General features: G+C 51.2%; 17 protein-coding genes. 10 read left to right on the top strand and 7 right to left on the bottom strand.

Going from position 1 to position 25327, the window contains the following annotated elements:
• The 4 genes from RHM61_RS19215 (at position 1) to RHM61_RS19200 (ending at position 4480) form a co-directional block, all read left to right on the top strand.
• The gene (locus RHM61_RS19215; RefSeq protein ID WP_322248914.1) at positions 1-333 is read left to right on the top strand and encodes an acyl carrier protein; all 333 of its coding nucleotides are present in this window, start codon (positions 1-3) and stop codon (positions 331-333) included.
• An 83-nt stretch (positions 334-416) separates the two neighbouring features.
• Positions 417-1955 carry an IpaD/SipD/SspD family type III secretion system needle tip protein gene (locus RHM61_RS19210; RefSeq protein ID WP_322248913.1) on the top strand — a complete coding sequence of 513 codons (1539 nt, stop codon included), beginning with the start codon at positions 417-419 and terminating at the stop codon, positions 1953-1955.
• Between the two features lie 194 nt (positions 1956-2149).
• The gene (locus tag RHM61_RS19205) at positions 2150-3181 is read left to right on the top strand and encodes a hypothetical protein (protein WP_322248912.1); all 1032 of its coding nucleotides are present in this window, start codon (positions 2150-2152) and stop codon (positions 3179-3181) included.
• 120 nt (positions 3182-3301) lie between these two features.
• The gene (locus tag RHM61_RS19200; protein ID WP_322248911.1) at positions 3302-4480 is read left to right on the top strand and encodes a hypothetical protein; all 1179 of its coding nucleotides are present in this window, start codon (positions 3302-3304) and stop codon (positions 4478-4480) included.
• A 122-nt stretch (positions 4481-4602) separates the two neighbouring features.
• Here the strand turns inward: RHM61_RS19200 and RHM61_RS19195 are convergent, their stop codons facing one another.
• Positions 4603-4917 (bottom strand): hypothetical protein, encoded by a 315-nt coding sequence (locus RHM61_RS19195; RefSeq protein ID WP_322248910.1) that lies wholly within the window; start codon positions 4915-4917, stop codon positions 4603-4605.
• Here RHM61_RS19195 and RHM61_RS19190 point away from each other — a divergent pair.
• A complete protein-coding gene (locus RHM61_RS19190) occupies positions 4901-8188 on the top strand; it encodes a hypothetical protein (protein WP_322248909.1) in 3288 nt (1095 codons plus the stop codon). The two genes, RHM61_RS19195 and RHM61_RS19190, sit on opposite strands and share 17 nt — an antisense overlap.
• Positions 8189-8488: 300 nt before the next feature.
• Here the strand turns inward: RHM61_RS19190 and RHM61_RS19185 are convergent.
• Positions 8489-9660, bottom strand: a protein-coding gene (locus RHM61_RS19185; RefSeq protein ID WP_322247403.1) for an IS3 family transposase whose coding sequence is annotated in 2 segments (ribosomal slippage) — positions 8489-9396 and positions 9396-9660 — 1173 coding nt in all. Because the reading frame shifts where the segments join, the coding sequence is not laid out codon by codon here.
• A 278-nt stretch (positions 9661-9938) separates the two neighbouring features.
• On the opposite strand from RHM61_RS19185, the gene RHM61_RS19180 reads away from it, so the two are divergent.
• Positions 9939-11546 carry a hypothetical protein gene (locus tag RHM61_RS19180; protein WP_322248908.1) on the top strand — a complete coding sequence of 536 codons (1608 nt, stop codon included), beginning with the start codon at positions 9939-9941 and terminating at the stop codon, positions 11544-11546.
• 510 nt (positions 11547-12056) lie between these two features.
• Here the strand turns inward: RHM61_RS19180 and RHM61_RS19175 are convergent.
• Entirely contained in the window at positions 12057-12956 is a 900-nt protein-coding gene (locus tag RHM61_RS19175) for a hypothetical protein (RefSeq protein WP_322248907.1), read from the bottom strand.
• Positions 12957-13254: 298 nt separating this feature from the next.
• On the opposite strand from RHM61_RS19175, the gene RHM61_RS19170 reads away from it, so the two are divergent.
• The gene (locus RHM61_RS19170; protein ID WP_322248906.1) at positions 13255-14412 is read left to right on the top strand and encodes a hypothetical protein; all 1158 of its coding nucleotides are present in this window, start codon (positions 13255-13257) and stop codon (positions 14410-14412) included.
• 57 nt (positions 14413-14469) lie between these two features.
• Here RHM61_RS19170 and RHM61_RS19165 read toward each other — a convergent pair whose 3' ends face one another.
• The gene (locus RHM61_RS19165) at positions 14470-16131 is read right to left on the bottom strand and encodes a transposase (RefSeq protein ID WP_322248905.1); all 1662 of its coding nucleotides are present in this window, start codon (positions 16129-16131) and stop codon (positions 14470-14472) included.
• Positions 16132-17251: 1120 nt separating this feature from the next.
• Between RHM61_RS19165 and RHM61_RS19160 the strand changes: the two genes are divergently transcribed.
• Complete coding sequence (locus RHM61_RS19160; protein ID WP_322248904.1) at positions 17252-20152, top strand: hypothetical protein; 2901 nt, start codon at positions 17252-17254, stop codon at positions 20150-20152.
• Positions 20153-20188: 36 nt separating this feature from the next.
• Here RHM61_RS19160 and RHM61_RS19155 read toward each other — a convergent pair whose 3' ends face one another.
• Positions 20189-20638 carry a lytic transglycosylase domain-containing protein gene (locus RHM61_RS19155; RefSeq protein WP_322248903.1) on the bottom strand — a complete coding sequence of 150 codons (450 nt, stop codon included), beginning with the start codon at positions 20636-20638 and terminating at the stop codon, positions 20189-20191.
• 141 nt (positions 20639-20779) lie between these two features.
• On the opposite strand from RHM61_RS19155, the gene RHM61_RS19150 reads away from it, so the two are divergent.
• Both RHM61_RS19150 and RHM61_RS19145 read left to right on the top strand, forming a co-directional pair.
• The gene (locus RHM61_RS19150) at positions 20780-21970 is read left to right on the top strand and encodes a hypothetical protein (RefSeq protein WP_322248902.1); all 1191 of its coding nucleotides are present in this window, start codon (positions 20780-20782) and stop codon (positions 21968-21970) included.
• 287 nt (positions 21971-22257) lie between these two features.
• Positions 22258-22515: a hypothetical protein gene (locus RHM61_RS19145; protein ID WP_322248901.1), complete on the top strand. Its 258-nt coding sequence runs from the start codon at positions 22258-22260 to the stop codon at positions 22513-22515.
• A gap of 94 nt (positions 22516-22609) precedes the next feature.
• On the opposite strand, the gene RHM61_RS19140 is transcribed toward RHM61_RS19145, so the two are convergent.
• Positions 22610-23781, bottom strand: a protein-coding gene (locus tag RHM61_RS19140) for an IS3 family transposase (protein ID WP_322248900.1) whose coding sequence is annotated in 2 segments (ribosomal slippage) — positions 22610-23517 and positions 23517-23781 — 1173 coding nt in all. Because the reading frame shifts where the segments join, the coding sequence is not laid out codon by codon here.
• 258 nt (positions 23782-24039) lie between these two features.
• Entirely contained in the window at positions 24040-25296 is a 1257-nt protein-coding gene (locus RHM61_RS19135) for a hypothetical protein (protein WP_322248899.1), read from the bottom strand.
• Positions 25297-25327: the final 31 nt, after the last annotated feature.

The raw sequence follows: 25327 nt of genomic DNA, 5'->3' as shown, positions 1-25327 counted from the left end.
ATGCTTGCAATGTATGAGCAACAGACGAGCAATCAAGAGCGCGTATTGGCATTGATTGCAAAACATTTTAATGTAAAACGAGCCGACATCAGCTTGACTGCAAGCTTGGTCAATCACTTTTATCTCGACTCATTGGAATTGCTCGATTTTGTTTTGGCGCTCAATGAGGCGTTTTGTATTGAACTGCCGGCCGCCAGCTTAAGCGCGAGCATGACAGTGGCCGACTTATGTGAGGAGGTCGAGCAATTGCTACTCGATCAGGATATTGTCGTCGATTTGCCAGCGATGACGAATCAAATTTTTTTAGCACGTTTGGCCCGAGTCCGTACTTAAGTACATACGAAGTGGCGTCACTATGAAGGTACCTACCCTTATGCTGACGCCTGATTGTCGACCTATGAATGTGGATAAATGAGATGGAAACAGTTGTCAGTAGTCCGGTAAGTTTTGCGCTGATGCGCGTTCCCACGGCTGTAAATAGTGCTGCAAGCACTGTTGTAGAAGCTGATGGGCAAGTTGCTAACAGTGAGCAAACCAGCGCAGTGCATGCGCCGTTAGTGAATCCGGCCATGGTCGCGGCCTCGGTGCAAATGCAAAAAGCCATCGCCACCCTGTTTGATGTGCCACATGCCGCGCTTGATTCGCCGGCGCTTCGCATCGCGCAATTGCAATTCGATGGTGCTATGGCCAGCTTTGATGCACTCGGCGTCGCCGTACCCTTGCCGCTACAAATCAGTGTCAGGCAGGCCGACTCGGCGTTGCGCGCTGGGCCTGAAGTGCTGCTCACCACAACACAAGCAGGACTTGCGCGCGCTGCGCCAATGCTTGGCGCGTCTTTACCGGCATCACGGGCTCTGAATTTGAGCGCGAACGATTTGGAAATGCTCCGCGATGGCTATGCCGCCTACGAACAGCAACTTGCCGCCATTGAACTTGTCTCCGGTGATACCTACGAAGCCTACCGGCAGAAATTGGAAACCCTGAAGGCAAGCTATTACCATCAAGCGTTCACGGCACTGCCTCTGTCGCGTCCGCTGTATGTCAGCGATGATCTCAATCTGATCAATTTGGCTTTGGGTTGGTCTGTCGGCCCCTCCGTGTTCAACAGCAGTTCCGAGTTAGTGGCCGGCCCCTTGATTTATCTCATCGACGATCCTATCGGTGGCATCGTGATTGTGACCATCAATACGGCACGCATTGATACCTTGTTAGCAGAAATAGCGGGCAAATCGGGTGTCTATTCATTCTTCAATCATTCCTCCACCAGCAGTGTCGCGCTGTGGAGAGAAATTGCTGCGGTCATCAATAGTATCAATCTCAATTATCTTAAGCGCTACGAAGTAGCGGTCAAAAAAAGTACCGTTTTTTACAAAGCTTACAGCGACATCGTTTCTTCCATGGCGAGCATTGTCAGCACTGGCGGAAAAGAAGGCGAAGTGAAATTTAAAGTAGGCGATCTGTATCAACAATTGTTCGACCTGAGAAACACTTACGGCTACTCCCATGCCAACCCCAGCAATGAGGAGGGCTTGTTGTTTACCGGCTCGCAAGCCGAAGCACTGGCTTGGGCCAAGCGCCTCGGAATGCCAGAGTCAGTCGTCACGGCACCGCCCGGTGCCAGTGCCAGCGACCTAACTTGGACGGTAGCGATAAACATGGCACCGATTGATGCCTTGATGACGACCCTGAACCAAATGGTTTATCCCACTGCGACGGCGAGTCCGGATTTATCTGTTAATACCATCGCTGCCACGACCGAACTCACGCTCAGCGCCGCCGTGTTCAGTCAATGGCAAACCGGTTTTGATACCCAGTCGGATAACCTCAAGAATGGGCTCAGTGCCATGGGCCAGAAGTATAGTTCTGCGCACAATACCTTCGATAATTTAATTCAGGTACTGACTAAATCGATTCCAAGCCTGCTCGCGACCGATAAAACCTATCTGAAAATTTAATATCAGCAGCCGGCCACTGTCCGGCCTGCCGCTTCTTGCCCCACCCTTGTTAGTCATGCTGTTTTTGAATTACTTCGTCTTTGCTGTTGCCATCGTTGTGAAATAAATTTGCTCTGCGCGGCCTCTACTGCCGTAGCAGTTTACAGCTCGGAGCGCGCAGCTCCGTCTATTGATACTTCAAAGGAAATAGTTTCATGCCAATTACCTCCACGGCTCCGAGTTGCTCCTCGTATTCAGCTTCTTTGCAGTCAAATTCATCTTTGTCGTCGTCTTCGTCGAGTGGTGTTAGCTCTGCGCGTGCCGAAAATAGTACTGAGTTGTCGCCGCATGCAGCTACTGATCCAAGTGGGAAGGTAGGTAGGTCTAACTTCATGAAGCGTTTTTTTGGGGGCGACCGACCAGTAGTGAAATCGCCCACGACCGGCGATGTGCTTTCTCAAAAAATAAAAAATACCATTACAAATAATCAGGATACGTTTGATCGATTGACATTGCAAGACGATAATTTAAGCTTCGATTTTACAGCGCCTCCGCCAGAGGACGAACGTTGGAAAATTTTTCGCGTAGATGCGCGCGAGATACGTAGCTACGACCAAGAAAAATTTAAAGAACTTCACGAGGCAAAACGTTTGCTCGATCTTTTGAACTTAGCCCCAGGTGCTGAGGATGTTTATGTTAACAATTGCAAGCCGGCCGCTTTTGGTAAATCAGATATACGCAATTTTTCCACACTTTACTATGCAGTCATGCGCTTTTCAGAACATGTCGGTGACCATGAGACTGCAAAGAAGATGCATGAATTTGCGCGATCCTATGCTCAGTGCATTGCTGATCACGGCATGAGAAAAGACTTGGCGTCGTTTCATCCTGACCAAGGTCATGGGCCCTACTATAACCGTGTTCGTACGCTGGAAAATAAAGTACTGAAGCTGGTAGATAATCAGGTGGGACGCAATCGTAGTGCTTATGCGATCTCATTTGTTTTGAACGAAATTCCGGAATTTATTTGCTATAAGCTGGAGCAAAAATTGGGGCACCCTTTGCGTAAAGAAACTGCAGATAAAATTTTAAAAAAATTTGCTCGAGCATCATGGATAGAGATGACTGCTAGTGCCAAAGAGCATGATTTGGATTGCCAATTCCTTGGGATGAAAACTGTGCAGTACACGAAATTAGTGGTTTATTTCACCACACTTCCTAGGCTGTTTCCATCGGATATCAACTGAATACGCATATATTTTTTTTTTGCTATCAATTTTTGAAACAGGTGTGCCATGCCCTTCATCAGGAATATTTTTTCATCGCGGTCAGCAACTCCCCCCGTGTTGCCACCGCCGCAAAACGCGATGCCGGCCGCGTTACAGAGTGCGCGTCTGGCTAGCTGCGAATTACCACCGCCGTGCTATGAGGAATTGGTAAATCCGCCGGCCCTACGCTTGCGGCGTTCTGTCGCATCGGCACCAGCGGAATCCGAGTTCGCTGGCGTGTCTGCACCGCGACCGCTGCGACCTTTGAGTATGCTTAGGGTATCGGATGTGCTGGACCTTGCCAAGGGGACGGCCGGCGACAATGCCAAGCATTTCTTGAATATCCCCAATCTACCGACCGCGCCTCAGGCGACGCAGACGCAAATTTTGGCGGAGCAACAGCAGCTGCTTCCGACCTTTGATCTGTCACAAAATCCGCGTATGAATGACTTGATGCTGCGCGTTTTTGAGTGGTATTCCGCCGTGTGTTGGGGTATGCGCAATGAAATGTCACCGACACATTTTGAGGTGCAGCGCGACAGTACCGGCGCCGCCGTAGCGCCGCTGCCATTTTCCATGGGGGTAGGGCTGGAAGATACTTTGTTATTGCATCAAGAGTATCTGGTTCGAGGTTTGCGAACCTGCTTCAATTGTGATCGAAAAGCAGAGAAAGCCTACCGCAATTCTGAAAATGAGACGGCTAAAGAAGATATCAAGGAATTTTTTCTTATCCATACTTTGGCCACCTCACTCAGCGCGGCCGTCGATGACAAAGTCATGCAACAAAAGCTCGATGCCTGCGCCAAAGAGTATGCCGAGGTGATCACAAAATATGGTCTCGGCCCGGTCGGTACCCACTTCGGTACCGGCACTGCCCAATCGGCGGTAGCGTGTGTGGAAAAAAACTTGTTGGCCCTCGTGCGTGAGCAAATCGGTACTGATGTACGCTTCTATGGCAATGTTTTGCTGTGCAATCGATTCACTGCTTTTCTGGTGACACGTGCCGAGCATCTGCTCGGCGCGCGACTAAGTCCGCATAGTGCCGCCGCGATTCTGAATTGGATTCCGGCGCACGATTTCCTTAAAGCTTGCGATGAACGTAAACGGCATGCGCTCCACTGTGTACAGCATCGATCAAGATTAGCCGATATCAGTGAGGATCTTAAAATCGTATTCCTTTTGCTCAAGCGAGATTTTTATTTGGAAGAGGACGGCAAAATATTGCGTGGGTCAACACATCATCGATCGGCTGACACGGCCCATCCTTCCAAGTATTAAGAAAAACCTATCGCGTCGTCATTATCCTATCAAACTCGGTGTGCCAGCTTGTGTCAATCTGAGTATGAGAACTTTACTTAAACGGAGTGCATTATGCAAACGCAAGCATCAACAGCAGCAAGTCATTTACCCGCTTCACCGAATTTGAATAGTGTCCGCCGACAGCACTCTTCGGGTGCCTCGTCGAGTTCTGGATCAAGCGTTTCATTGCAAGACGCGTCTGAGCTGCACAATTCTGAGCAAAAGCCCAGCCCACGCGCCGACTCTGTCTCTTCTAAAAAATCCGGCAAGCTCAAGGCGAAATTATCTCGCTTTAAAAAAAATTTTTCTGAAGCAAAAACGGAGCGCAATGCTGCACAGGCGGCGCATCGGAACACCAAGAAACCTGATTTGACGATTGAACCGTCGTCAGGAAAATCCTTGGCGCACTCTCTCATGGAGAGCGATGCCGCAGTACTGAAAGCGGAGTTTGATAAGATCAACGCGCGTGGTTTTAGTACCGCGTATGTTTCTCGCGCGACCAATGACGAAGCAGAGGTCGATGGACTTACAGCCGCGCCGCATAAGGTGAGCACGGTGCCTGCTTATGCTGACTTTCCGGTCGACGGATTTACTCGCTTCTATACCGCACATTGTCTCAAGGAATTGCTATCATTAAATCCTGATGCAGCAGCGATTTGCAACGGACCAGATACATGGGCCTTCTTACAACCAGTAAAGCGCTTTGCCAATTCATATCATGTAATGATGTCGTTTGCGAAACGTCAAGGTGATCAGGAAATGATTGAGGCACTTGATATAGTTGCAAAGCAATTTCTTGCGCTGATCGTCAAAGATGGCTTTGGTGAGGATTCTGTGTTCCTCGGTCAATATAGCCGTTATTCTAACGAGTACAAAAGACTCACGCTTAAATTTGAAGGTTTGGCTAAAATTTTGAGTTGCGGCAGCAATTTCACCTTAGGCAACTCGGTACTGATTACCGAAATCATGCCACTGATTGTTTACTACATAGAGAAAAAGCTGGGTGGAGCAATCGATGAGGCGAGCCGCCAACGTATCTTGGGCATGATTGACCCTAAGGCTATGCTTGTGATGCAATCGACGCGTCAGATTCAGCTCGGCGAGCCAGACAAGTGGCTCACCTTAGAGAGTTTGTCGTATGATGTGATGGCGGTGGCGTCGATGATCGAATGTTTGCTCGGCCTGGTACCCGAGAATCCAGATGCTGCTGATATCGTGGTCGACCCGCCAGAGCAAGCTAAACCTTCGGCGCTCAACAGAAGTTCGTCAAGTTCATTGCCGCCTGTGCCGGTTGAAGCCGAGGTCGAGAACCCTGCTGCGGAGGCAAGAAAAAAAGTAAGGGCTCGGCCGAAACCCCATGTGGTGCGTAAGTATGTCGACAATAGCAAGGTGGCGCTCGATATTGTAAGTGTTAATTTTCCTACGGGCGGCGACTTAGCGGCGGCGGCTAATCCGTCGGTGCAGAAGGGTGATGCTGCGCCTGGGGTATTGAAAAAAGAACGCACTACCAAAGATGCGTCGACCCAGACTGTGTCGCAGGATGAACCGCGAGGTTTCGTCGATCAAAGTACGCAAACCGATGCGATCGACAGCGTCGACCGTGGCTCGGATGCGCGCTCCTCCGGCATTGGTAGTGATCAGATCAGCGGTACCGATGAGGCCGACGGTGACGATGAAGTATTTTATCCAGCACCAGATTTCCCCGAAACCTCAGAGCGACCGAACGGCCCGGCTCAAGTCGAACAGCCGGCGCCATCCGCGCGCTTTGTCTCGGATCTCGAACACGAAGTTGTGGCACCGGATAGTGGAGACGGCGAAACATTTATCTCTGAACTGAGCCACGAGATCGTGAAACCTGCGCGTTACAATGCCGTCGAATTCACACTGCCAATTGCTGTGTCGGCCGATGGGCCGCTTGACGTGCCTGAAAATGTAAGGGATGACGGCGCGATCCGTGGTGACGTGTTTGTTCCTTGGCGTGCGCAGTACTCGATGCCGGCCTTACGTGGTTACAGCGCGCCGAGTCTCAAGGGGCAGTTGGGGACATTGTGGCTGACTGAAATGCGGCGCGCCTTGACCGTTCACGATGCCTACAAAAATCTGCCGGCAGTACAGACTTTGAATGAAGTTACTCATCGCCTGTTGGGGCAATCGTGTATCACTACCACTCCCGCCCGGCTGCGCGAGCTCGATCCGTTTGTCAGTGTGTCTCAAAACGACCTGAATGTACTGAGTGCTGCCTTACGTACCCACCCACAGTTTTCCGCTGGGCTGCGGCGTATGGCGGCCGATTTTTCCGGCTCGGTGCTCGGACGTACTGCCAATGCGCCAGCCGATAGTTTATATCATGCCTTGATGAGTCAGTTGTTGCCGCCGCTGGCCAGCAAGTCCCTACCATCCTCGGCAGGCAAGGATGCACTGCCGGCGCACAATCAGGCTGAGCGTTCCGAGTTGCCGGGGCCGCGTGCCAGCGCTCTCGGTGCCAGCGCAAAGTTGTCCGATATCGTCACCACGCCGGAGCGTGAGCGTGAATTTGCGCCTGTCAGTCAAGCCGCTACTGGGGTAGGTAATGGCGGCAGTGACAAGGCTAACGCCACTGCGGCGGCCGCGCCATTGCGCCATGTGCTAGATGTGCCGAGCGAGTCGCTACGGCCGGAGCCCCCGGCACCGTTGACGCCTCAGCAGCAAGCAACGCGTACGGCGGCCGTCAATGAAATTCGTCAACCGGGCGGGTGGGGCACACTGTCATCCTATTTAGTTCCAGCCGTGTTGCGTTCTTGGCCGGCGATGCAGGACGTGCTCATGCCTGCTTTACCCGCTGTGGGCGCTGACGGTGACCAATTTTACCGCGCGGTTTTGCAGACAATTGGTCGGGATGCAACACAGCCGGCCATTCATGCCTTGCGTGATCAAGTCGCTGAGTTCGTCGGCTACTACTATTTATCGCACTGGACGCCGGCTTCGGCCAGCGCACCAAGTGCCCGCAGTAACGCCACGTTTGTCAGCAGAGTCAGCGAATTGGCGACAGATGCACCATCATTCGGTGCCGACGGTTTCGCCGCGACGGAACCCGAGAACGGCAGCGCGGGTGAGCTTGGCCCTGAATTTTTCAAAGCTTGGCGCCCTACTACGCGCGGCAATCGTCCCGCCAGTCGTTTCTGGTTAGCCGAGTTAGGGCGTGCTTTGACGCTCAATGAACAATACCGTGATACCCCGGTGGCACGAGAAATTCGGCAGATACAGGATCAATTTTTTAATCAGGCCAGTGCTACTGGCATCAGTCTGGCCACACCTCTCAGTCCGGCGCAACGTGCGGTGATACAAACGGCCTTTGCCGTCCACCCGCAACGGCATACCGGTTTGGCAGCAGTAGCGCGCGAGTTCGCCGCATCGGAACTTGGCGCAGTCAACTCGGCCAGAAAAAACACCCTGTATGCCAGCGTGATGGAAGTTTTACTGAGTGGAGAACAGCCTGATACCACAATGCCTGACAGTGTACCGCAAGTACATGCGCGCTCCGCTTCGTCCTTGCCACGGCTCGAACGCGATGCTGAGCGCGCGCGCGCCCATGTAAATCGCCAGTCACATCAAGCAGCGACACCGATGTCGGATATCTTACTAAGCAATAATGGCCGGCGTCGTAGTAATCAACTCGGTACCCGAGCTAACTGGGCGTATCGCACTTGATCATGTGTCGCAAAGCGGTACAAAAAACCGCCTTCATGGCGATGGCGGTAAGCGTGCCTGTCGTGCTTGATCGGTATGCCAGTAGTGTGTTTGTCGTCTACTTGTAGTTTGTATATGGCATCAATGATGCTGATTTTTGAAAATATTTTTAATGTAGCATTTACTTTGTATTAAGGAGGCCCTGTGGCTCTTTCTAATATTACTCTTGCTCCTGCCAAATCGGTTCAATCCGGTCTTCTTGCAGCAGAATCCCTCGACTCTGCCAAGCCGGAAGCCGGGCTTGCGCACAGTTTGTAGTGGTCAAGTTATTTCGGACACATCAATAGGTTTTTTTGCTGCCATTTCTTTTTCGTAAATCATGGGCGGCAAATTGCCCAGCGTTGAATGCAATCGTAAGCAGTTATAAAAGCCTACGATGTATTCAATGATGTCTTTTGTGGCTTCCATTTGATTCGCGTAATCGCGTTGCCAGACACGCTCCATCTTTAAATTTAAGAAGAAGCGTTCCATCGCCGCGTTATCCCAGCAGTTTCCTTTACGGCTCATACTGCAAACAAGGCCATGTTGTTTGAGTAAATGTTGGTATTCATGACTGGCATATTGACTGCCACGGTCGGAATGCAAAATTAAACCCGCTGCCGGCTTACGTGCCTCAACCGCCATCCGTAGCGCCCGACAAACCAATTCAGCTGGCATCGTTGGCCCCATTGCCCAGCCTATGATTTTTCGTGAGAATAACTCCATCACGACCGCCAAATACAACCAGCCAGTACGCGTACGGACATAGGTAATATCGGAAGTCCAGGCGCGATTGGGCTCTGCTGGGTTGAACTGTCTATTGAGAATATTGCTCGCTATTGGTAAATCATGTTTGCTATCTGTCGTGTTGATAAATTTTCTCTTCCAGACGGTTTTGATCTGGGCTTCACGCATTAAGCGCCGTACTTTGTAGCGGCCAATGACGATGTTCTTGGCGTGCAGTGCACTGACCAGGCGACGGCTGCCATAACTGCGGCCACTGGCAGCGAATTCCGCTTTCAGATGCACGCTGGTGACACATATTGCGGTCATTTTTGTCTTTGCTTTTGCTGCGTAGTAGCCAGACCGGCTCGCTCCCAAGAGACGACACAGTTGTGCTACCGAGGCCTTCGTTTGCCAATGATCGACTAACTCGTAGATCATTTCATTTCGCGTGCAAAGAAGGCCGATGCTTTTTTTAACAGGTCATTGTCCGAACGCAGTAGACGGTTTTCTTGTTCGAGTTGGCGAATCCGTTGCAGCTCGGCAGACAGTGGTTTCCCTATGCCAGCCTGGCCACCTTGTTCAGCGCGATATTGTTCAACCCAGCGCCGCACGGCGGTTTCTCCAATACCCATATCTTTCACGATTTTAGCAACCGCTACGCCTTGATCCAGCACCATCCGGGCCACTTCAAGTTTAAAAGTAGCTTCGTATTTTTTATTCCCAGTCATCTTTATTTTCCTCGTTTAGGTAATTATTCCTCCTATTGAGGTGTCCGTAAACATTAGACCATTACAGTTTTCGCTCTGCGAATCAATCGACTGTCTTCGCGTCATCGGCAAGCTCGTCTGAAGATGTAGGCGCGCGAAGAGAACAGTCGTCCCAAAAAATCGGCGAGAATCGCGTTTGGAATTGCAGTGATGGCGATCTGCTGCCGCATCTCTTGGTTGCTTCTCCTCTTTGGAATAGTCCAAGATCAATAACGATTTATCATCAGTCTTCGGGTGAAATGCCGATCACATTTGCTACACGAATTTGTCCTGACAATGCCACGACGAAAGGTGATTCTCTTGATGCGGCGGCGGCGGCTGTTGATGATGTGCGTTTGTTGTATGTTCAGAATAATCACTATCTGTACGGCGACGGCGACAATTGGATTGACGTGCCGCCTGACGGCAATTGTTTTTTTCATGCCGCTTTCAATGCGCTTGGTCGTTCTAATGTGAACATTCCTGCGGTGCGCAAGATCTTGGAAGCCTTAAAAAATGAACCAGAGGGAGAATTTTCTCGTTTCCGTGTGACCGATGATGGTCATGTTGAGGCTGGGCAGCAAGCGGATAAGCATGCTGCTGAGAGTAAATCTGAGCAAAAATCTGCCACGGCACCGGTCTTATATCAAACGTCCGAGCTCGATTCGGCGCAGGAGTTCATGCGTAAATTGCAGCATAACCTCGATGCTGCCTATTCGAAAAACAGGATAAACCCAAAGGATCTCATTAGTACTCGCGCTCAGTTAAAAAGCGGACAAGCGCCACAACACGCGAACTCGGTCCCAGCGCCGGTGGCACCTAAATCCGTTTTGACATCTGCACAGAAACGTGCCAAGGCTGCCGAGGCGGATAGGGTAGGCGCGCAAAAACAGCCAAAACAGCCCCAGCAAGCCGGTTCAATCCCGCCGTCGGCATTACCGGGTTCCGTGCCAACATCGACACCGAGCGGCGCAAGGGCTGCCGATGCTGACATGCCAGGTGAACAAGCGCCGCATCCGCAAGACGCAGTGCCGCCACAGCCGCCAAAACAAGCACAGCAGGCGGAATCGGCACCGCCACCAACGGCCTCTGTGCCAAGCTCGGCACCAAGCAGTCCGACGGCAGCTGATAATGACAAAGCAAACGGGCGTCGCAAAGCCGTTGTTGCTGCGGTCGAGGCTGGTCTCGATCAAGGCAATACTTTGCTGCCCCTCCTTATCGGTACCGGCGTTATCAAGAGTGCCTTTAAGTTTAATCCCGATGGAAACAGCGGCATACTGTTCAAGCCGGATGGTCACACAGAAGTTTTGAATCTTGAACAAATTAAAAAGAGGGTGAATCTGAACGCTCCGCGCATACGTGCGCATGAGCACGGCTATCAATACCAGCATAAGCGTGAATGGGACGATGCGACGAGTCTCTATGCTGCGGTGAATGGGGCACTGGGTAAGGATATATCACAAAAAACGGTTAAGGCGATGCGTCATAAAGTAGCCGAATACCTCGATCGCAATTGGGATCGTTACGCTGATGACTTTAAGAATGTTTCGCTTCCCAAGTACCATCAAGAATCAGCCGATGGTGCAGCACACAGCAGATCGCATTCAGCCGATTCCAAGCACTCGAAGTATAGTGAAGTATTCGAGATGAAGACTGAGAAAAAGAAAATACCGCGCTCGACTAGCCAAGATCATTCGCACAAACCCCAGCGTTCTCAATCGCTGTCATCACCGCGATTGCCGGATGATATAGACTTTAATAGCGATATTTTTTTGCTCGATGTTAATGAAAAGAAAAAGCAGTCTTTTTTTTCCAGGATGTTACCAATCAAGTCGGCCTCGCCTCGCCCGGTCGACAGCAATGAGTAGTTTGCATTAGTCAAATAACAGTCTTGCTGCGGCCCCATTTTTCTTGGCCTTGTTGTCTGCCCTGAAAAATGATGCCGTGGCGAGCTGTTTTTTTTCCTTAATTCATCAAAAATCTGACTAGGGTTTGAAACCCCGGCCTTCAGAGGCTGTCGCAAAAGGGTATTGAGTCGGTATCATTACCCTAACTGGTGGCCACGTCATTCCTGCGCGCTTTTGGCAGGAACCCAGCGGCGTTCGTGCTTAACTGAAAATGCCAGAAATTGTGGCATTTTCAATGTAAAAAACGACGCTGGGTTCCCGCCAAAAGCATGCGGGAATGACGAGGTATGCGGTGTTTCAGGTGTAAAAAACGTCCATCAGGCTTTTGCGACAGCCTCTTGGGGTCGGTGAGCGACGAAGGAGCGACGCGATGGGAGGGGATGCAAACCCCTTCCAGAGTCTTTTCCATCGTCGCTTGCGACGATTCATTTAGTTGTTAAGCGCATCGCCATTCCCACATGCTCCGCGCAGTCAATCTAAATGTATCCTGGGCCCATCGTAGTGCGGGGCTTGGCTGAACGACTTGATCTGATTGACTATCGTGCTTGGCAACTGATTGTCAGCTAAATTGACGAATGCCGGTGCCGGCAGTTCCAGTAAATTACTTGTCACGCTGCGCAGTAGATTGTGATCGGCCAACAAGCGCCGCAAGTTGGCGGGCAGTTTCTCGGGTAGTGTATCGATACGGTTGCGCTCTATGCTCAATATAGCCAATTCGCTTGGTAAATCGGGCGGAAACTCGCTGAGCAAGTTACCACTGACATATAACTCGCGTAAATATGGCGCGAAATATTGTGGCCATGCGCCGATACGGTTGCGGTCCAAACTGAGGATGCGTAAATTGTGCAGCGGCAGTTCGGGAAAGACGCTGATGCGATTATCGGCCGCAAACAGTGCCGTGGTGCTTGCTGGAAAATTGAAACCGAGGGAGCTCAGCAGGTTGCTTTCAATGTACAAGTGCGTTAAGCTTGGTGGCAGGTTTTCTGGCATAGCATCCAAATAATTATCATTGAGTCGCAGTATCGTCGTGTGGATGGGGAAATATGCTGGCAGCGAGCGTAAGCCTAGTCCACTCAAATCGAGTAAGTCGGCGCGCCTTGTTTGGCTATCGATCAGACGGTGGTAGGCCTGCTCTATCTGTTCCGGCTTTCTCTGTTGAGACTCTGTCGGTTCAGACTCGATCTGTTCTGTTCCCATTTGTTCTGATCCTCTTTGTCTTGACTCTATCGCTTGGTCACGGCCGGCGTCTGCCGTGTTCAGCCAGTCTAGCCATAGTGATCGCAAAGCGGTATCCGAAGTCGGATCATTGTCATTTTCTGTTTTCGCTGCTGCTTTACTCATCGCTGAAATGCTGGATATTGTTGCTAACATCGTTGTCTCCGATTTGTTCAAGTGAGTGCGCAGTATCGAGGACTGGCTGAGTTTAACATTCATATTGTGTCCATTCTGTGGCATTGCCAGGTGTTGCCGGTCATTCATTAAGATGGCCGCTGGAAGGGCTATTTTTGAATGCTTTCGTGTTTAATTTAGGTAAAAATAGCCGCGCGCAGTGATCGGCAGCGCACACTTCATTCCAGTGGTTTGCCCGCCGCCGATGAGGGGATGGCTGTTGAGTAGCGTGACTGCGCCAAAGAGGGTAGTGAAAATGTATATTTTTTGAAGGTAAAACATGTTTAAACTCGGAGGAACGCTTGGGTTCCCAAAAGAAAAACTGGCGCTGCCAGATCATCATCCGACTGCATCGTCTGGTGATGCAGCTGTTTTTGGCAGCAGCGCGCTACAACAGGCAAATAATGTCCCGTACACCGTGTCTGCGGTGCCCTCTCCTAAGCCGGGTAAGCGCGCGCCGGTTTCGAAGCTAAAAGATGAATTGCTAGCGGTTAATAAAACTGAATTGCTTCCTCAGGCGCGGGAGAAATTTCTTGCGCCGCGTACCAAAACCCAAGTTTCTCCCGCTAGCAGTAAGCTGCACCCATCCGTAGCTGGCCCCATGCGGTTGACGGTGCAAACGGCGCAGCAACGCGACCTATCGTTTGCCAAATATCTTGATTCATATCTAAGTCCCCCGGTCGCTCGTTCGGTGGCGGCACGGGCGACCCTGGTTAGTCTGCTCAATAGCATTAATATCGATCCACAAAACCGTGCTGAGTTGGACGAGGCGCAATTTCGCGTGCTGTTATTCTGCGATCAGACCGCTGCATTGGAGGTCACCACTTTTACGAGTAAGCAAATGCGCTCGCTCAATGATGCAATACGCCACAATTATGTAAAGAATATCCTCAAAGAGGGGGCAGCCTTGGAGGCTTACGCTGAGGCATTTCTCTTGTATGGGAAGTTGTCGCATCCTAGTCAAGATATTTATCGCCAGATTGCCAAAGCTTATGCCGCCCATTTGATTGATCACTTGGACCAGGTTTTGCCGAATAGTGCCAGTGATATGGCGAGTGCGCGTGCGCGCCTCGATAGCCTCAGAAAGGCCAATGATGTGCTGCGCGACGCCGATATCGGGAAAAAACACGGTGAGCTCAGCGATAAAATTCACCGCCATTATGCCGGGCAATGTATGTATTCCGAGGAGATGCCAAAGTTGGATCGCTTGCGCGAGGCTTATTCAGCTCAGCAGCAGATCGTGGCTTGTAGCCCGCGTGCGGAAGAGGAGTTGTTTCAAATCAAGTTGCACTATGCGCATGAATTGTTGAAATGCCGGGTGGAGAGCGCGGAGGGTACGCAGCAAGCTCAGATCTGGCGCGAGGATTTGAGTCGCTTGAAACGGGAAATTCAGGCTGAACGGCCAGACTTGCTTTTGCTAAATCCTGAGTTGGCGTGAAATTTCATGGTAATTTGCCGTGCGCGCCGCTGCTGGCTTGCTTGATCAAAAATCTGACTAGGGTTTGAAACCCCGGCCTTCAGAGGCTGTCGCAAAACGTATTGATGCACAGTCCCATTGAATCTGATGAAGCTGTTGAAGACGCAAGCAAAAAAATTGTGGCATGCGAATGGAAAACACTTTTGCGGCCACTCTGAGAGCATATAAAGCTGAATAGAAGCATAAAAACAGCGCCCTCAACAGGGCAACTGCTCTGGATAAATTGTGGGCCATCACATGCAAGGCCAATTCACGTTTCACCGCTTTGAGTCCACGACGGCGGAAGCGCTCCACGCCCTGCTGGCCGCGCAGGCTGCTAAATACCGGTTCGACGATCGCTTTGCGCTGACTAAAAATGCGGCGCGCCTGTCGATGTCGCATCACCAGACGAAGTGCTTCACGTTGTTCATCTTCGCGATAACGTTTGATGCATCTTCCCTTTATCGCCTTGGTACAGTTCGCACGAAGTTTGCAGTCGTTGCAGTTCGATGCCGCATACACGTCATGTGACCGTGTGCTTGGTGTTTCTCCACATTTAGAAATAAGGATCAAGGTCTGTCCGGCAGGGCATCGGTAGGTATCCGAATGCAGGTCGTAGTCGAATGCGCTCTTGTGATACAAGCCTCCTTCTTTGCTCTTGGCTGGCCACTGTCCATCCGGACACAACAAGCTGATATCGCGTTCGAGTGTCGCATTAATCACGTCATCATCGAAGTAACCGGCGTCGAGCAGTAGTTCTTTGGCATGTTCGCTAGTCACGCGTGCGCTTTGATCTAGCATCGGTGCGATCACCTTGGTTTCACTCGACGGATCAAGCGCAAAAGCAGTAACGATCCTATCTTCGTTGGCCAGCACAGATGGTTTGTAGGATGCTGCAAAGCCTCGTCCGCGCTTTAGTCGCTGCACCATGGCTTCGGGCTCACCGCCGCTGATGCGTAAGGTCTCGCTACTTTTTCCACTGGCACGGCGAGCGGCTTGGCGCTGCTCGAAGAGTTCCTGACAGTGTGCGCTGCGCTCTTGTTCCTGTTGCGCCGCCAGATCTTGCGGCATGCTTTCGAGTGCTTGGCGCGCTGCTATTGCACGCGCTTTTACAGCCTCTTCCTTGAGCAGGTTGTAGTGCGAGCAGGCTGCTTCTATAACTGTACCGTCACCGGCCAGTCGTGTGCTGTCAGAGCCTGTCGCTTTCAAAATTGATCTGGTTAGTGATTCAAAAAACTCCTCGGTCAGTGATGCTTCGTGCAGGACGATGAAGCGCCCGATATTGGCATGATCCGGCGCGATACCGCCGGTCACCCACATACATCCGAGATCAAGCCGCGCCATGCGTTCCAACTCTCGCAGCGAATGCACACCTTGCATTACGCCGTACAGGATCAGGCCGAGCATTAACTGTGGAGCGTAAGGGGCACGGCCCGTAGCAGCATAGCGCTGCTCGAACGGCAACCAGTTTTGTTCTTCAAGCAGACGGGCTACCGAAAATGCTGCATGGTGACCAGCATGCTTGAGATGATCCTCCAGTCGCACTGGTCCCAGAAAAATGGCACGCGCATCACCAGTCACGAAACGCCGGCCACTACTGAGTGCCGTTCGTAGTCGCGGCGTCTCTGTACTACTGGGTACACCGCCAAACAAGTTGTATTGGGCATCGTCGGGCGATGGTAATTTGCGTGTGCTGCTCATCATCATTTTCCAGCGTTCATCTTAGTCGTGATTTTACAGATTGAGAGGCTTTTTCACACCTGAGACATCGCATACATCGTCAGTCCCGCATGCTTTTGGCCGGAACCCAGTATCGTTTTCAGCACTGAAAACAGCATGATTTCTGGCATTTTTTTTAAGCACGAACGCCGCCAGGTTCCCGCGCAAAAGCGCGCTGATCATTACCCACAAGTTAGGTCGATTGCGCATCCACCCAGCCGCCCAATTCGTCATTGCCGCGCAGGCGGCAATCCAGTGGCGCGCACGCGCCTTTTATCTCTGTGCTGCTCAGGCGCAGCAGGACGTGTTGATTTCACAGAAAAAAAAGTGCCCTTGATCGACCCTCCCACCCTGAAGGCACTGACGTGCCACTGGATTCCTGCCTACGCAGGAATGACGAGGCGAGAGCATGGGGGAATGACATGTCGGCCAGTTGGAGTAATGATACCGACTGGTGGCCACGTCGTTCCTGCGCGCTTTTGGCAGGAATCCAGCGGCGTTCGTGGTTAACTGAAAATGCCAGAAATTGTGGCATTTTCAGTGCAAAAACGGCACTGGGTTCCCGCCAAAAGCACGCGGGAATGACGAGGTATACGGTGTTTCAGGTGTAAAAAAGCGTCCATCAGGCTTTTGCGACAGCCTCTTTTGGCCGGTGAGCGACGAAGGAGCGACGCGATGGGAGGGGATGCAAACCCCTTCCAGAGTCTTTTCCATCGTCGCTTGCGACGATCCATTAACTTGTTGGGCATAAGGTGTTTTTCCTGATGGTGCACTTGTCCGGTATGGCACGCTCTGTGTTGACATACAGACGGGGAAACTGTTTTCAATTCAATTATTGTATGGCACAACTATCACGGGAAACGCGTTTCCCTGCTTGCAAAATATGACTATGCGATACTTTGTTCTTGATGCATCGTTTGGGCGAATGGCGCTGCTGATAAAGGCTAAAATATGAAAGTTAACAATACGCAGGTATGAAAAACTGCAGCTTGGTGGCCCGTGCCTGTTTAGTTTTTTTTGCGCTGATTGAAGGTGAATTTTTTTTATGACTGTTTCGCTTCATTTTAAGCCGCAATTTTTTCATCCGCCTAGGGTGGAAGTGATGGAGTTGCCATCTTATGCTTACAGCCAAGCGCAATTTCGCTCGAATGGCATACGCACCTCGATAGAGTTATTTGAGCGCAGTCCCGCTCATGTGCTGGCGAAGAATCAATTTTACGCTGAGCTTGCTCAGTTATCGGCGTTCCTGCGTGAGCAAGGCGCGGTACCGGAAATCGTGTTGGCTGATGTCGGACTGTTCGGTTTACGTCTGTTTGAGGGGCAAGATTATTACGACGAAACTGCACGCGCGCTGCTGTATGCTGACGGCCTGACTCTGTTTTCGCGCTTGGTGGGCCAGATTGTGAGTGCCGATACACCGGTACAAACCGGGCTGGGTGTGTGCGAAAACTTGGGGCGTGAGATGACGGTCTGTTCAAATGGCATTATCATTAATCTCACGAATAATCTGACGCGTCTGCTTGGCGATGAATTGCCGGTGAAGGCGATCGATACCTTGCATGCATACATCATTGAATATCTGAATCAGCATGAGCTGAATTCATCCAAGGTGATGGAAATTCATCGTGTCAATGAAATGCGCAATTACCTTGTCGATAAAATGTGGGGGGTGCCGCCGATCACTGATGCGCAGTTCCAAATTTTCACCAAGGAGCAAAAAAAAGCCTGTTTCAATGCGATTGCTGCTTCTCTGACGCCAGCACACATTGCACTGGCGGCCGCCGACGAATGCTTGTTGGTGATGCGCGTGGGATTGGCCGAAACCTTGGGGGAGACGGCAAGTCCTGATGAATTTAACTATACCGCTTTCCATGATGCGGTGTTAGTTTTGAGGAAAATGTTAGCCTTGCGGTACGGTGAACTCAGTTTACATGCTTTTTTTTGTTTTGATGAGGGCGAGGAAGTTGCTCATTTGCGTACTGATCCGAGTTTGATTGCGCTCGATATTCTGGATAATCAACGGCGCAATGGCAATCTGTACGAAAGCTATCTACCCCAGAGAGTGCATGAATTCTACGAAAACGGTCAGCGTTTTCAAATTTATCATTACGACATGCAGTTGGCATGGGTGGAAGTCGCGACTGGTCCTCTGGCCGGAATTCGTGATAGTTTGTGCTTTCATTACCTCGAACATTTCCCTGTGGCTGAGTTGAAAAATGCGCCTTTATTGTCGATGCTGAAAAAATGTACGGCTGACGATATGGCATCGTCTTTGCTGAAAACAGCACCACAGAACTTGGCGCTACCCTTGGTGCCGGTGTTTTTTCAACGCGTGCTGGCCCGTGGTGTGATGGCTAGCTACTTGGCCGACAAGTTGGCGCAGTGGATCACGCTGCCGCCGCACACTCGTGTCTATCTGTTTGAATGTTTGCTGGCCTGTGCGGCGGCGGCTGAAGTGGCGACCTTGTTGCCACATTTGAAATTGCTGGGGCCAGATAGTGACGAGCAGATGTATTTGCGCACCAGCTTGCTCAACCCTGATAGCGAAGTGTTTACTATGCTGAGTAGGCATTTTTTGCAGCAAGCACAGCTGCATTGTGCCAACCACCGCGAGGTTTTTCGTGCTTTAGTCGGGGTAGATTTGTTTTCTCATAGCCTTAAAACTCATACCTTGACCTCCGTTTTGCAAGTTGGCGTTTCTGCCGATCGTATCAGCCAGTTTCTCGCTTTCATGATGCAACTGGTCGATCGCGCCTTGCTCAGTCCGGCTGGCTTAATCGCAGTGTTGACTGGCAAGAATCATGAAGGCAATACCTCCTTAGTGATGGCGGCTTGTTTGCGCCACAGCGAACAGTTCAGTGTGATCTTGCGCGTCTTGACGGCGGCGACGCAGCGTCGTTTGGTACTGCCTTCCGAGATGCTGGGCTTGTTGGCAGCACGCGACCGACGTCAGCATTGGAGCGTGCTTTGTTGGGCCATGTCGCACGGCGACACTGCGATGGTGCGTGAACTGGTCGTCGGTGTGCTGGAAGGGGCAGGAAAACAGTATATTTTCGACCAGAATACGGCGCAAGAGGTGCTCCTCGGTTCTCCGCCAGGCGCGCTCAATCTGGCGCTCAGTCATGGTCATGCCGAGACCTTGTGCGTCTATGCTGATTTGCTATTCGAGGGGCAGCAGCGTGGACACCTGAGTCCACATGGTTTGCGTCGCATCCTCATGCATGGTGTCACTAAAGATGTGTTTGCGGCCACGGAAACGGCGATGGATGTCTATATCAGCGTGCGTGATGCACCTGAGCATTCGCCATCGCAACGTTGGGATCAAGACCGGCAGGCATTGACATTACGATCTGATGCGCTAACGGCAGCCTTGCAGGGTGGCTTTGTCGACACACTGTGCTCGTATCTCGATTTATTTGTACGCGCCCATGAATTGCAGCTTATCAGTCGTGTTGGCATAGAACCTTGGTTAAGGGGTAAGCTGCAGTGGGCTTTATCTCCGGCCGTGCTCGACGGTTTTCGGTCGCGACCATTTTTGACTTTAGTACAGATGGTTGATGCCGCTTATGAACGTAATTTACTCACTATCAGCGAGTGTCACCGCTTACTCGGTGCCAGCGAGACTGGCTCACCGGCATTGATGCGCGCCATCAGTAGACCATCTTTCGATGGTTTGTTTGAATTTGCCTACCGCTTGTGGAAGCTGGACCAACGTCGTGAAGAGAAGCGGCAAGCACACGCCTTGAAATTATTTTACCTACCACCAACGATGCGGGAATGTCATGACTGGTCGTACGCCTGTTCGCCAGCAGGTTTGGCGCACTTGCAGCGCGATGTTCGTGCGGTAGAGCGCATCCCGCGTGAGCAGCGCAGCGAGCATTTACAGCGTTTGCAAGACAAGTTTCGTGAATGCCGCATAGGCTTGCTATTGACGACCGATCAGCATGCCGCAGAGAAGGAAAAAGAGTGGCAACAATTACGGGCTCAATTCTTGGCCTTGTAAGCTAAGTAGCTAGCCTGAGCGCGTCAGCCTGTCGGTTCAGTTCTGGGCATCGTCGCGTAAGCTGTGATATTGCTTGGCGACTTTTTCGATATAGGCGTTGCGTAAATCTTGGCGATCTTTGCCCAGTCCGGCATTGTAGGCGCCGACGGCATTCCAAGTGTATCCGGAACGCTCGATAAACTCAGACAGTATCCAGGCACCGGTCATAATGGAAACGCAAGGGTCGCTGAGCAAATTTTTTTTAGTAATGCCAAATTTGGATAAGCGTGGCAAATGGCTATTATTAATTTGCATGATCCCTATATCGTAAGTGCCATTTTTATTGTAATGAAAGGCTTGCGGGTTCAGCCCTGATTCGACGATGGCAATGGCGCGCAGTAGTACCGGATCGATTTGATAGCGCGCGCCGGCTTCATTCCAACATTGAGCTTGCGCCAGGTTACTGAGAGAGGCAATCAGTGCTGCCAGTAAGGAGAGTTTCTTCATAGGTCTTTGCTTGGCTTGAGTTCATGGAGAACCGACAGACTTGACTGTAACTCCAGGTAGAAAGGCAGTCATGATGTAAATGTGATTGCACGGTGTATGGTTGAATTTTGAAAGTGATGCGCAGCAATTTATGGGAGAGTCTTGTGGCGGAAATATATAGATATTGCCGACTTTTTCAGGAGCGATGTCATGCCTTATCCATTTATCTATTGCAATGTAAGTAGCTCTTCCTTTCCCGCTATCGGGGCAGCGTTGCAGCCGATGGCGGCACCGATTGTGCAGAATTTTCTTTCTGCCGCCAATGTCAGCACCAGCGCAGCTGAAGTGACGTCACTACCGTTGGCGCCAATGGCGACGCCGCGACCTGACATTCAGAGTCTGCTCATGAGCGGGCCCGCTCCGAATATCGAAGCGCAAGCTACAACGCTTGGGCCGGAGCAGCTTGCGCGTGCCAATGTGACGCGTGTTTGGCTGGAGCGCGAGCGTGCAAAAAATTATGCTCAGTATCTTTATTTGGATGCGAAAAATCCGCCGCCACGTTCGGTTTTGGCGCGTCAGGCTTTACATTACTATTACCTGAGCATTCCGCTTGAACCGTGTACGCGACAAGATTTGGCTTCATCGCTGCGCTATATTAATGCTTTTGAGGGCCGTTGTCGGAGCTTGCATGCGTCGGGCTATGGTCAGGAGCGTATCCGAAAACTACATGATGCCGTTCGCACTTATTACGCTAAGCAGTTGATGCAGTCGGGGCCTGAGGCGTCTGCTGCTGCCGCAGTTTATGGTGAGGCGTTTTTTGAATATGAGCAGGTGGTGCGCAAGAATCCGCAACTTTACCGGGGTATCGCGCGTCTGTACTGTGACGCTTTATTTGTCGAGCTGGAAGCGACACGTCCGCATACTCAGCTTGAGCTCGACGCCGCCGAGTCGAAGTTACGCAAGCTCAGTATGGTTTTTACGGCATTTGGTGAGACCGATTTGGTGCCGCGGCTGCGCGTTCTCAGTGAGGCGATTTGTCGGCATTATGCACATGCTTGTAGTTTGGCAAACTATCGTTCTGAAGTCGCACGTTTGCGTGCCATTTATGTGGAGCTGACCGAGCAATCGCATGATACCCCGGACGCCAAGGAGACATTTTTTCGTGCCGGTTTGCTGTATGCGCATGCCTTACTCAAAGAGAGTATTGCTGCCAGCAGTAACAGCGATGAACGAACAGTGTTTGAACAAGAGTTAGCTCTTCTCAAGCGGGAGTTGCAAGTTTCACGACCTGATTTGTTGCAACTATATCCTGAGCTGCAAGCTGAGATTGACTCTGTTGGCCTGTCATGGTGAATAGCTCGCTATTAAGCACAAAAGACGTCTGGTATTGCATCCTCATCAAAAATCTGACTAGGGTTTGAAACCCCGGCCAAAAGAGGCTGTCGCAAAAGCCTGATGGACGTTTTTTACACCTGAAACACCGCATACCTCGTCATTCCTGCATGCCACAGCCTCGTCATTCCCGCATGCTTTTGGCGGGAACCCAGCGTCGTTTTTTACACTGAAAATGCCACAATTTCTGGCATTTTCAGTTAAGCACGAACGCCGCTGGGTTCCTGCCAAAAGCGCGCAGGAATGACGTGGCCACCAGTCAGGGTAATGATACCGACTCACTACCCTTTTGCGACAGCCTCTTCAGAGGCTGTCGCAAAAGCCTGATCATTACCCACAAGTCAGGTCGATTGCGCGCCCACCCATTCGCCCAATTCGTCATTGCCGCGCAGGCGGCAATCCAGTGGCGCGTACGCGCCTTTTATATCTGTGATATCTGTGACATCTGTGCTGCTCAGGCGCAGCAGAACGTGTTCATTTCACAGAAAAAAAGTGCCCTTGATTGACCCTCCCACCCTGAAGGCACTAAGGTGCCACTCGATTCCTGCCTACGCAGGAATGACGAGGCGAGGGCACGGGGGAATGACATGTCTGTAGTGGTCAAGTTATTTCGGACACATCAATAGGTTTTTTTTCTGCCATTTCTTTTTCGTAAATCATGGGCGGCAAATTGCCCAGCGTTGAATGCAATCGTAAGCAGTTATAAAAGCCTACGATGTATTCAATGATGTCTTTTGTGGCTTCCATTTGATTCGCGTAATCGCGTTGCCAGACACGCTCCATCTTTAAATTTAAGAAGAAGCGTTCCATCGCCGCGTTATCCCAGCAGTTTCCTTTACGGCTCATACTGCAAACAAGGCCATGTTGTTTGAGTAAATGTTGGTATTCATGACTGGCATATTGACTGCCACGGTCGGAATGCAAAATTAAACCCGCTGCCGGCTTACGTGCCTCAACCGCCATCCGTAGCGCCCGACAAACCAATTCAGCTGGCATCGTTGGCCCCATTGCCCAGCCTATGATTTTTCGTGAGAATAACTCCATCACGACCGCCAAATACAACCAGCCAGTACGCGTACGGACATAGGTAATATCGGAAGTCCAGGCGCGATTGGGCTCTGCTGGGTTGAACTGTCTATTGAGAATATTGCTCGCTATTGGTAAATCATGTTTGCTATCTGTCGTGTTGATAAATTTTCTCTTCCAGACGGTTTTGATCTGGGCTTCACGCATTAAGCGCCGTACTTTGTAGCGGCCAATGACGATGTTCTTGGCGTGCAGTGCACTGACCAGGCGACGGCTGCCATAACTGCGGCCACTGGCAGCGAATTCCGCTTTCAGATGCACGCTGGTGACACATATTGCGGTCATTTTTGTCTTTGCTTTTGCTGCGTAGTAGCCAGACCGGCTCGCTCCCAAGAGACGACACAGTTGTGCTACCGAGGCCTTCGTTTGCCAATGATCGACTAACTCGTAGATCATTTCATTTCGCGTGCAAAGAAGGCCGATGCTTTTTTTAACAGGTCATTGTCCGAACGCAGTAGACGGTTTTCTTGTTCGAGTTGGCGAATCCGTTGCAGCTCGGCAGACAGTGGTTTCCCTATGCCAGCCTGGCCACCTTGTTCAGCGCGATATTGTTCAACCCAGCGCCGCACGGCGGTTTCTCCAATACCCATATCTTTCACGATTTTAGCAACCGCTACGCCTTGATCCAGCACCATCCGGGCCACTTCAAGTTTAAAAGTAGCTTCGTATTTTTTATTCCCAGTCATCTTTATTTTCCTCGTTTAGGTAATTATTCCTCCTATTGAGGTGTCCGTAAACATTAGACCATTACAGTCTGCCAGTTGGAGTAATGATACCGACTGAAAACCCTTTTGCGACAGCCTCTTGGGGCCGGTGAGCGACGAAGGAGCGACGCGATGGGAGGGGATGCAAACCCCTTCCAGAGTCTTTTCCATCGTCGCTTACGACGATCCATTTAGTTGTTCGGCAACGGCTAATTTCACTGCGATTAAATCCGTACCTCCTTAGACTTCAGTACCTTCAGCTGTGTTTTCAATCGGTCTGCTATGCTTGTCCGCATCAGTTAAATGAGAAAATTCCTTGTCGCTAGTAGGGGTACTCGCAGGTAGTGTGCTCGTTTTTGGTGCTGTCAAGCCAAGCTGTTTTGAAAATTCCGCATCAGAGGCAATGTGTCGCGTCTGATAGTCATCGTTGACCACGGCAAGACTTTCGTGTTTGGTTTGGCTTTGTTGTGCCATGAATTCGACATCAGACAGGTGTGCCGCGGTGGCCGAAACAGGATCTTTTTTATTGAATATCTTTGAAGAAAGTTGCGCGAAAGAATCAGTTGTTTGCTCGCTGAGTGAATTGATGTCCACGCTTGCAGTGTTGCTCGGTGTTTGAAATGGATGCGACAGGACTTTGACTGCCGGAGGCTGACGATCGTTGTGAAGGGTTTCTGTGGCGATACCTTGTGCTGGTATGGCGATGTTGTTTTGCTGTAAGCGTGCCTGCAGGTTTTTGATGAACGGGCCTTGGGTGTCGGTGAGCGAATTTTCACGATGAGTGAATTGCGGCTCGAATTTGTCGCGCAGTGCTTTCACGCTTAGGCGCGCCGGCGATTCGACTCGGGTTCGCTCAACTGCAGCTTGGTCGGACGAGGCGCTGCACGGTACCGCTTGCATGGGGCGTGCAGGTGTTTTCTCGGCTGGAGCCGGCGCAGTTTTGAGTGCCGGTGGCTGTCGGTTTTCCTCAGTTATATTGGTTACGCACGCTTGCTGTGCTGTTGTGTTCGGCATGTGGAAATGTGTGCCGTTGAGCTTTGCTTCGAGTTTTTTATAAGTTGGGCTTTGCGCATGGCGTTCTGCGGTGTTGTCGTGAAGAATTGCTGGTTCAAACATGTCACGCAATGCTTTTACGTTCGGGAGTTGATGATCGCTTGTTCCCGTCGATGTGCTTGCAGCCTTGTTGCTCGCTTCCTTGCCTGCAGCGGCTTGAGCGGGGCGGTTCGATTCCTCCGAACGCACTCGAATCGGGCCTGTGACGTGACTGAATAGGGATGCCGTGGTCGGCACCTTATCTGATTGGCGCGGTGTGGCCGCTGTGCTGGCTAGCTCGGGCGCATTAGCGGCGCGGCGCAGACCAGTAAACCGGGCATGTTGCTGGGCCCCGTCATATCGTGCGGCTTCACGCAGTTGCATCACTGCATTGGCGATACCCGCGCCATGTGGTCGAGAAAATGCGAGATCAAAAAGGGGAAGAGGGGAGCTGAAGATTTTCACGGAAGATCCTGGTGGTGTGGTGGAAATGAAA

The organism is Undibacterium sp. CCC3.4 (genome assembly GCF_034347425.1).
In the GTDB taxonomy this organism is placed as follows: domain Bacteria; phylum Pseudomonadota; class Gammaproteobacteria; order Burkholderiales; family Burkholderiaceae_D; genus Undibacterium.
Note: the sequence above shows the minus strand (reverse complement) of the source record. Positions and strands in the feature narration are given on the sequence as shown.

What these genes read in the sequence shown, in the direction of transcription:
- RHM61_RS19160 (WP_322248904.1), top strand. Translation starts at nt 17,252, where the DNA reads ATGGAGTTGCCATCTTATGCTTACAGCCAAGCGCAATTTCGCTCGAAT.
- RHM61_RS19180 (WP_322248908.1), top strand. Translation starts at nt 9,939, where the DNA reads ATGCCGATCACATTTGCTACACGAATTTGTCCTGACAATGCCACGACG.
- RHM61_RS19175 (WP_322248907.1), bottom strand. Translation starts at nt 12,956, where the DNA reads ATGTTAGCAACAATATCCAGCATTTCAGCGATGAGTAAAGCAGCAGCG.
- RHM61_RS19200 (WP_322248911.1), top strand. Translation starts at nt 3,302, where the DNA reads ATGCCGGCCGCGTTACAGAGTGCGCGTCTGGCTAGCTGCGAATTACCA.
- RHM61_RS19210 (WP_322248913.1), top strand. Translation starts at nt 417, where the DNA reads ATGGAAACAGTTGTCAGTAGTCCGGTAAGTTTTGCGCTGATGCGCGTT.
- RHM61_RS19155 (WP_322248903.1), bottom strand. Translation starts at nt 20,638, where the DNA reads ATGAAGAAACTCTCCTTACTGGCAGCACTGATTGCCTCTCTCAGTAAC.
- RHM61_RS19205 (WP_322248912.1), top strand. Translation starts at nt 2,150, where the DNA reads ATGCCAATTACCTCCACGGCTCCGAGTTGCTCCTCGTATTCAGCTTCT.
- RHM61_RS19165 (WP_322248905.1), bottom strand. Translation starts at nt 16,131, where the DNA reads ATGAGCAGCACACGCAAATTACCATCGCCCGACGATGCCCAATACAAC.
- RHM61_RS19170 (WP_322248906.1), top strand. Translation starts at nt 13,255, where the DNA reads ATGTTTAAACTCGGAGGAACGCTTGGGTTCCCAAAAGAAAAACTGGCG.
- RHM61_RS19215 (WP_322248914.1), top strand. Translation starts at nt 1, where the DNA reads ATGCTTGCAATGTATGAGCAACAGACGAGCAATCAAGAGCGCGTATTG.
- RHM61_RS19195 (WP_322248910.1), bottom strand. Translation starts at nt 4,917, where the DNA reads ATGAGAGAGTGCGCCAAGGATTTTCCTGACGACGGTTCAATCGTCAAA.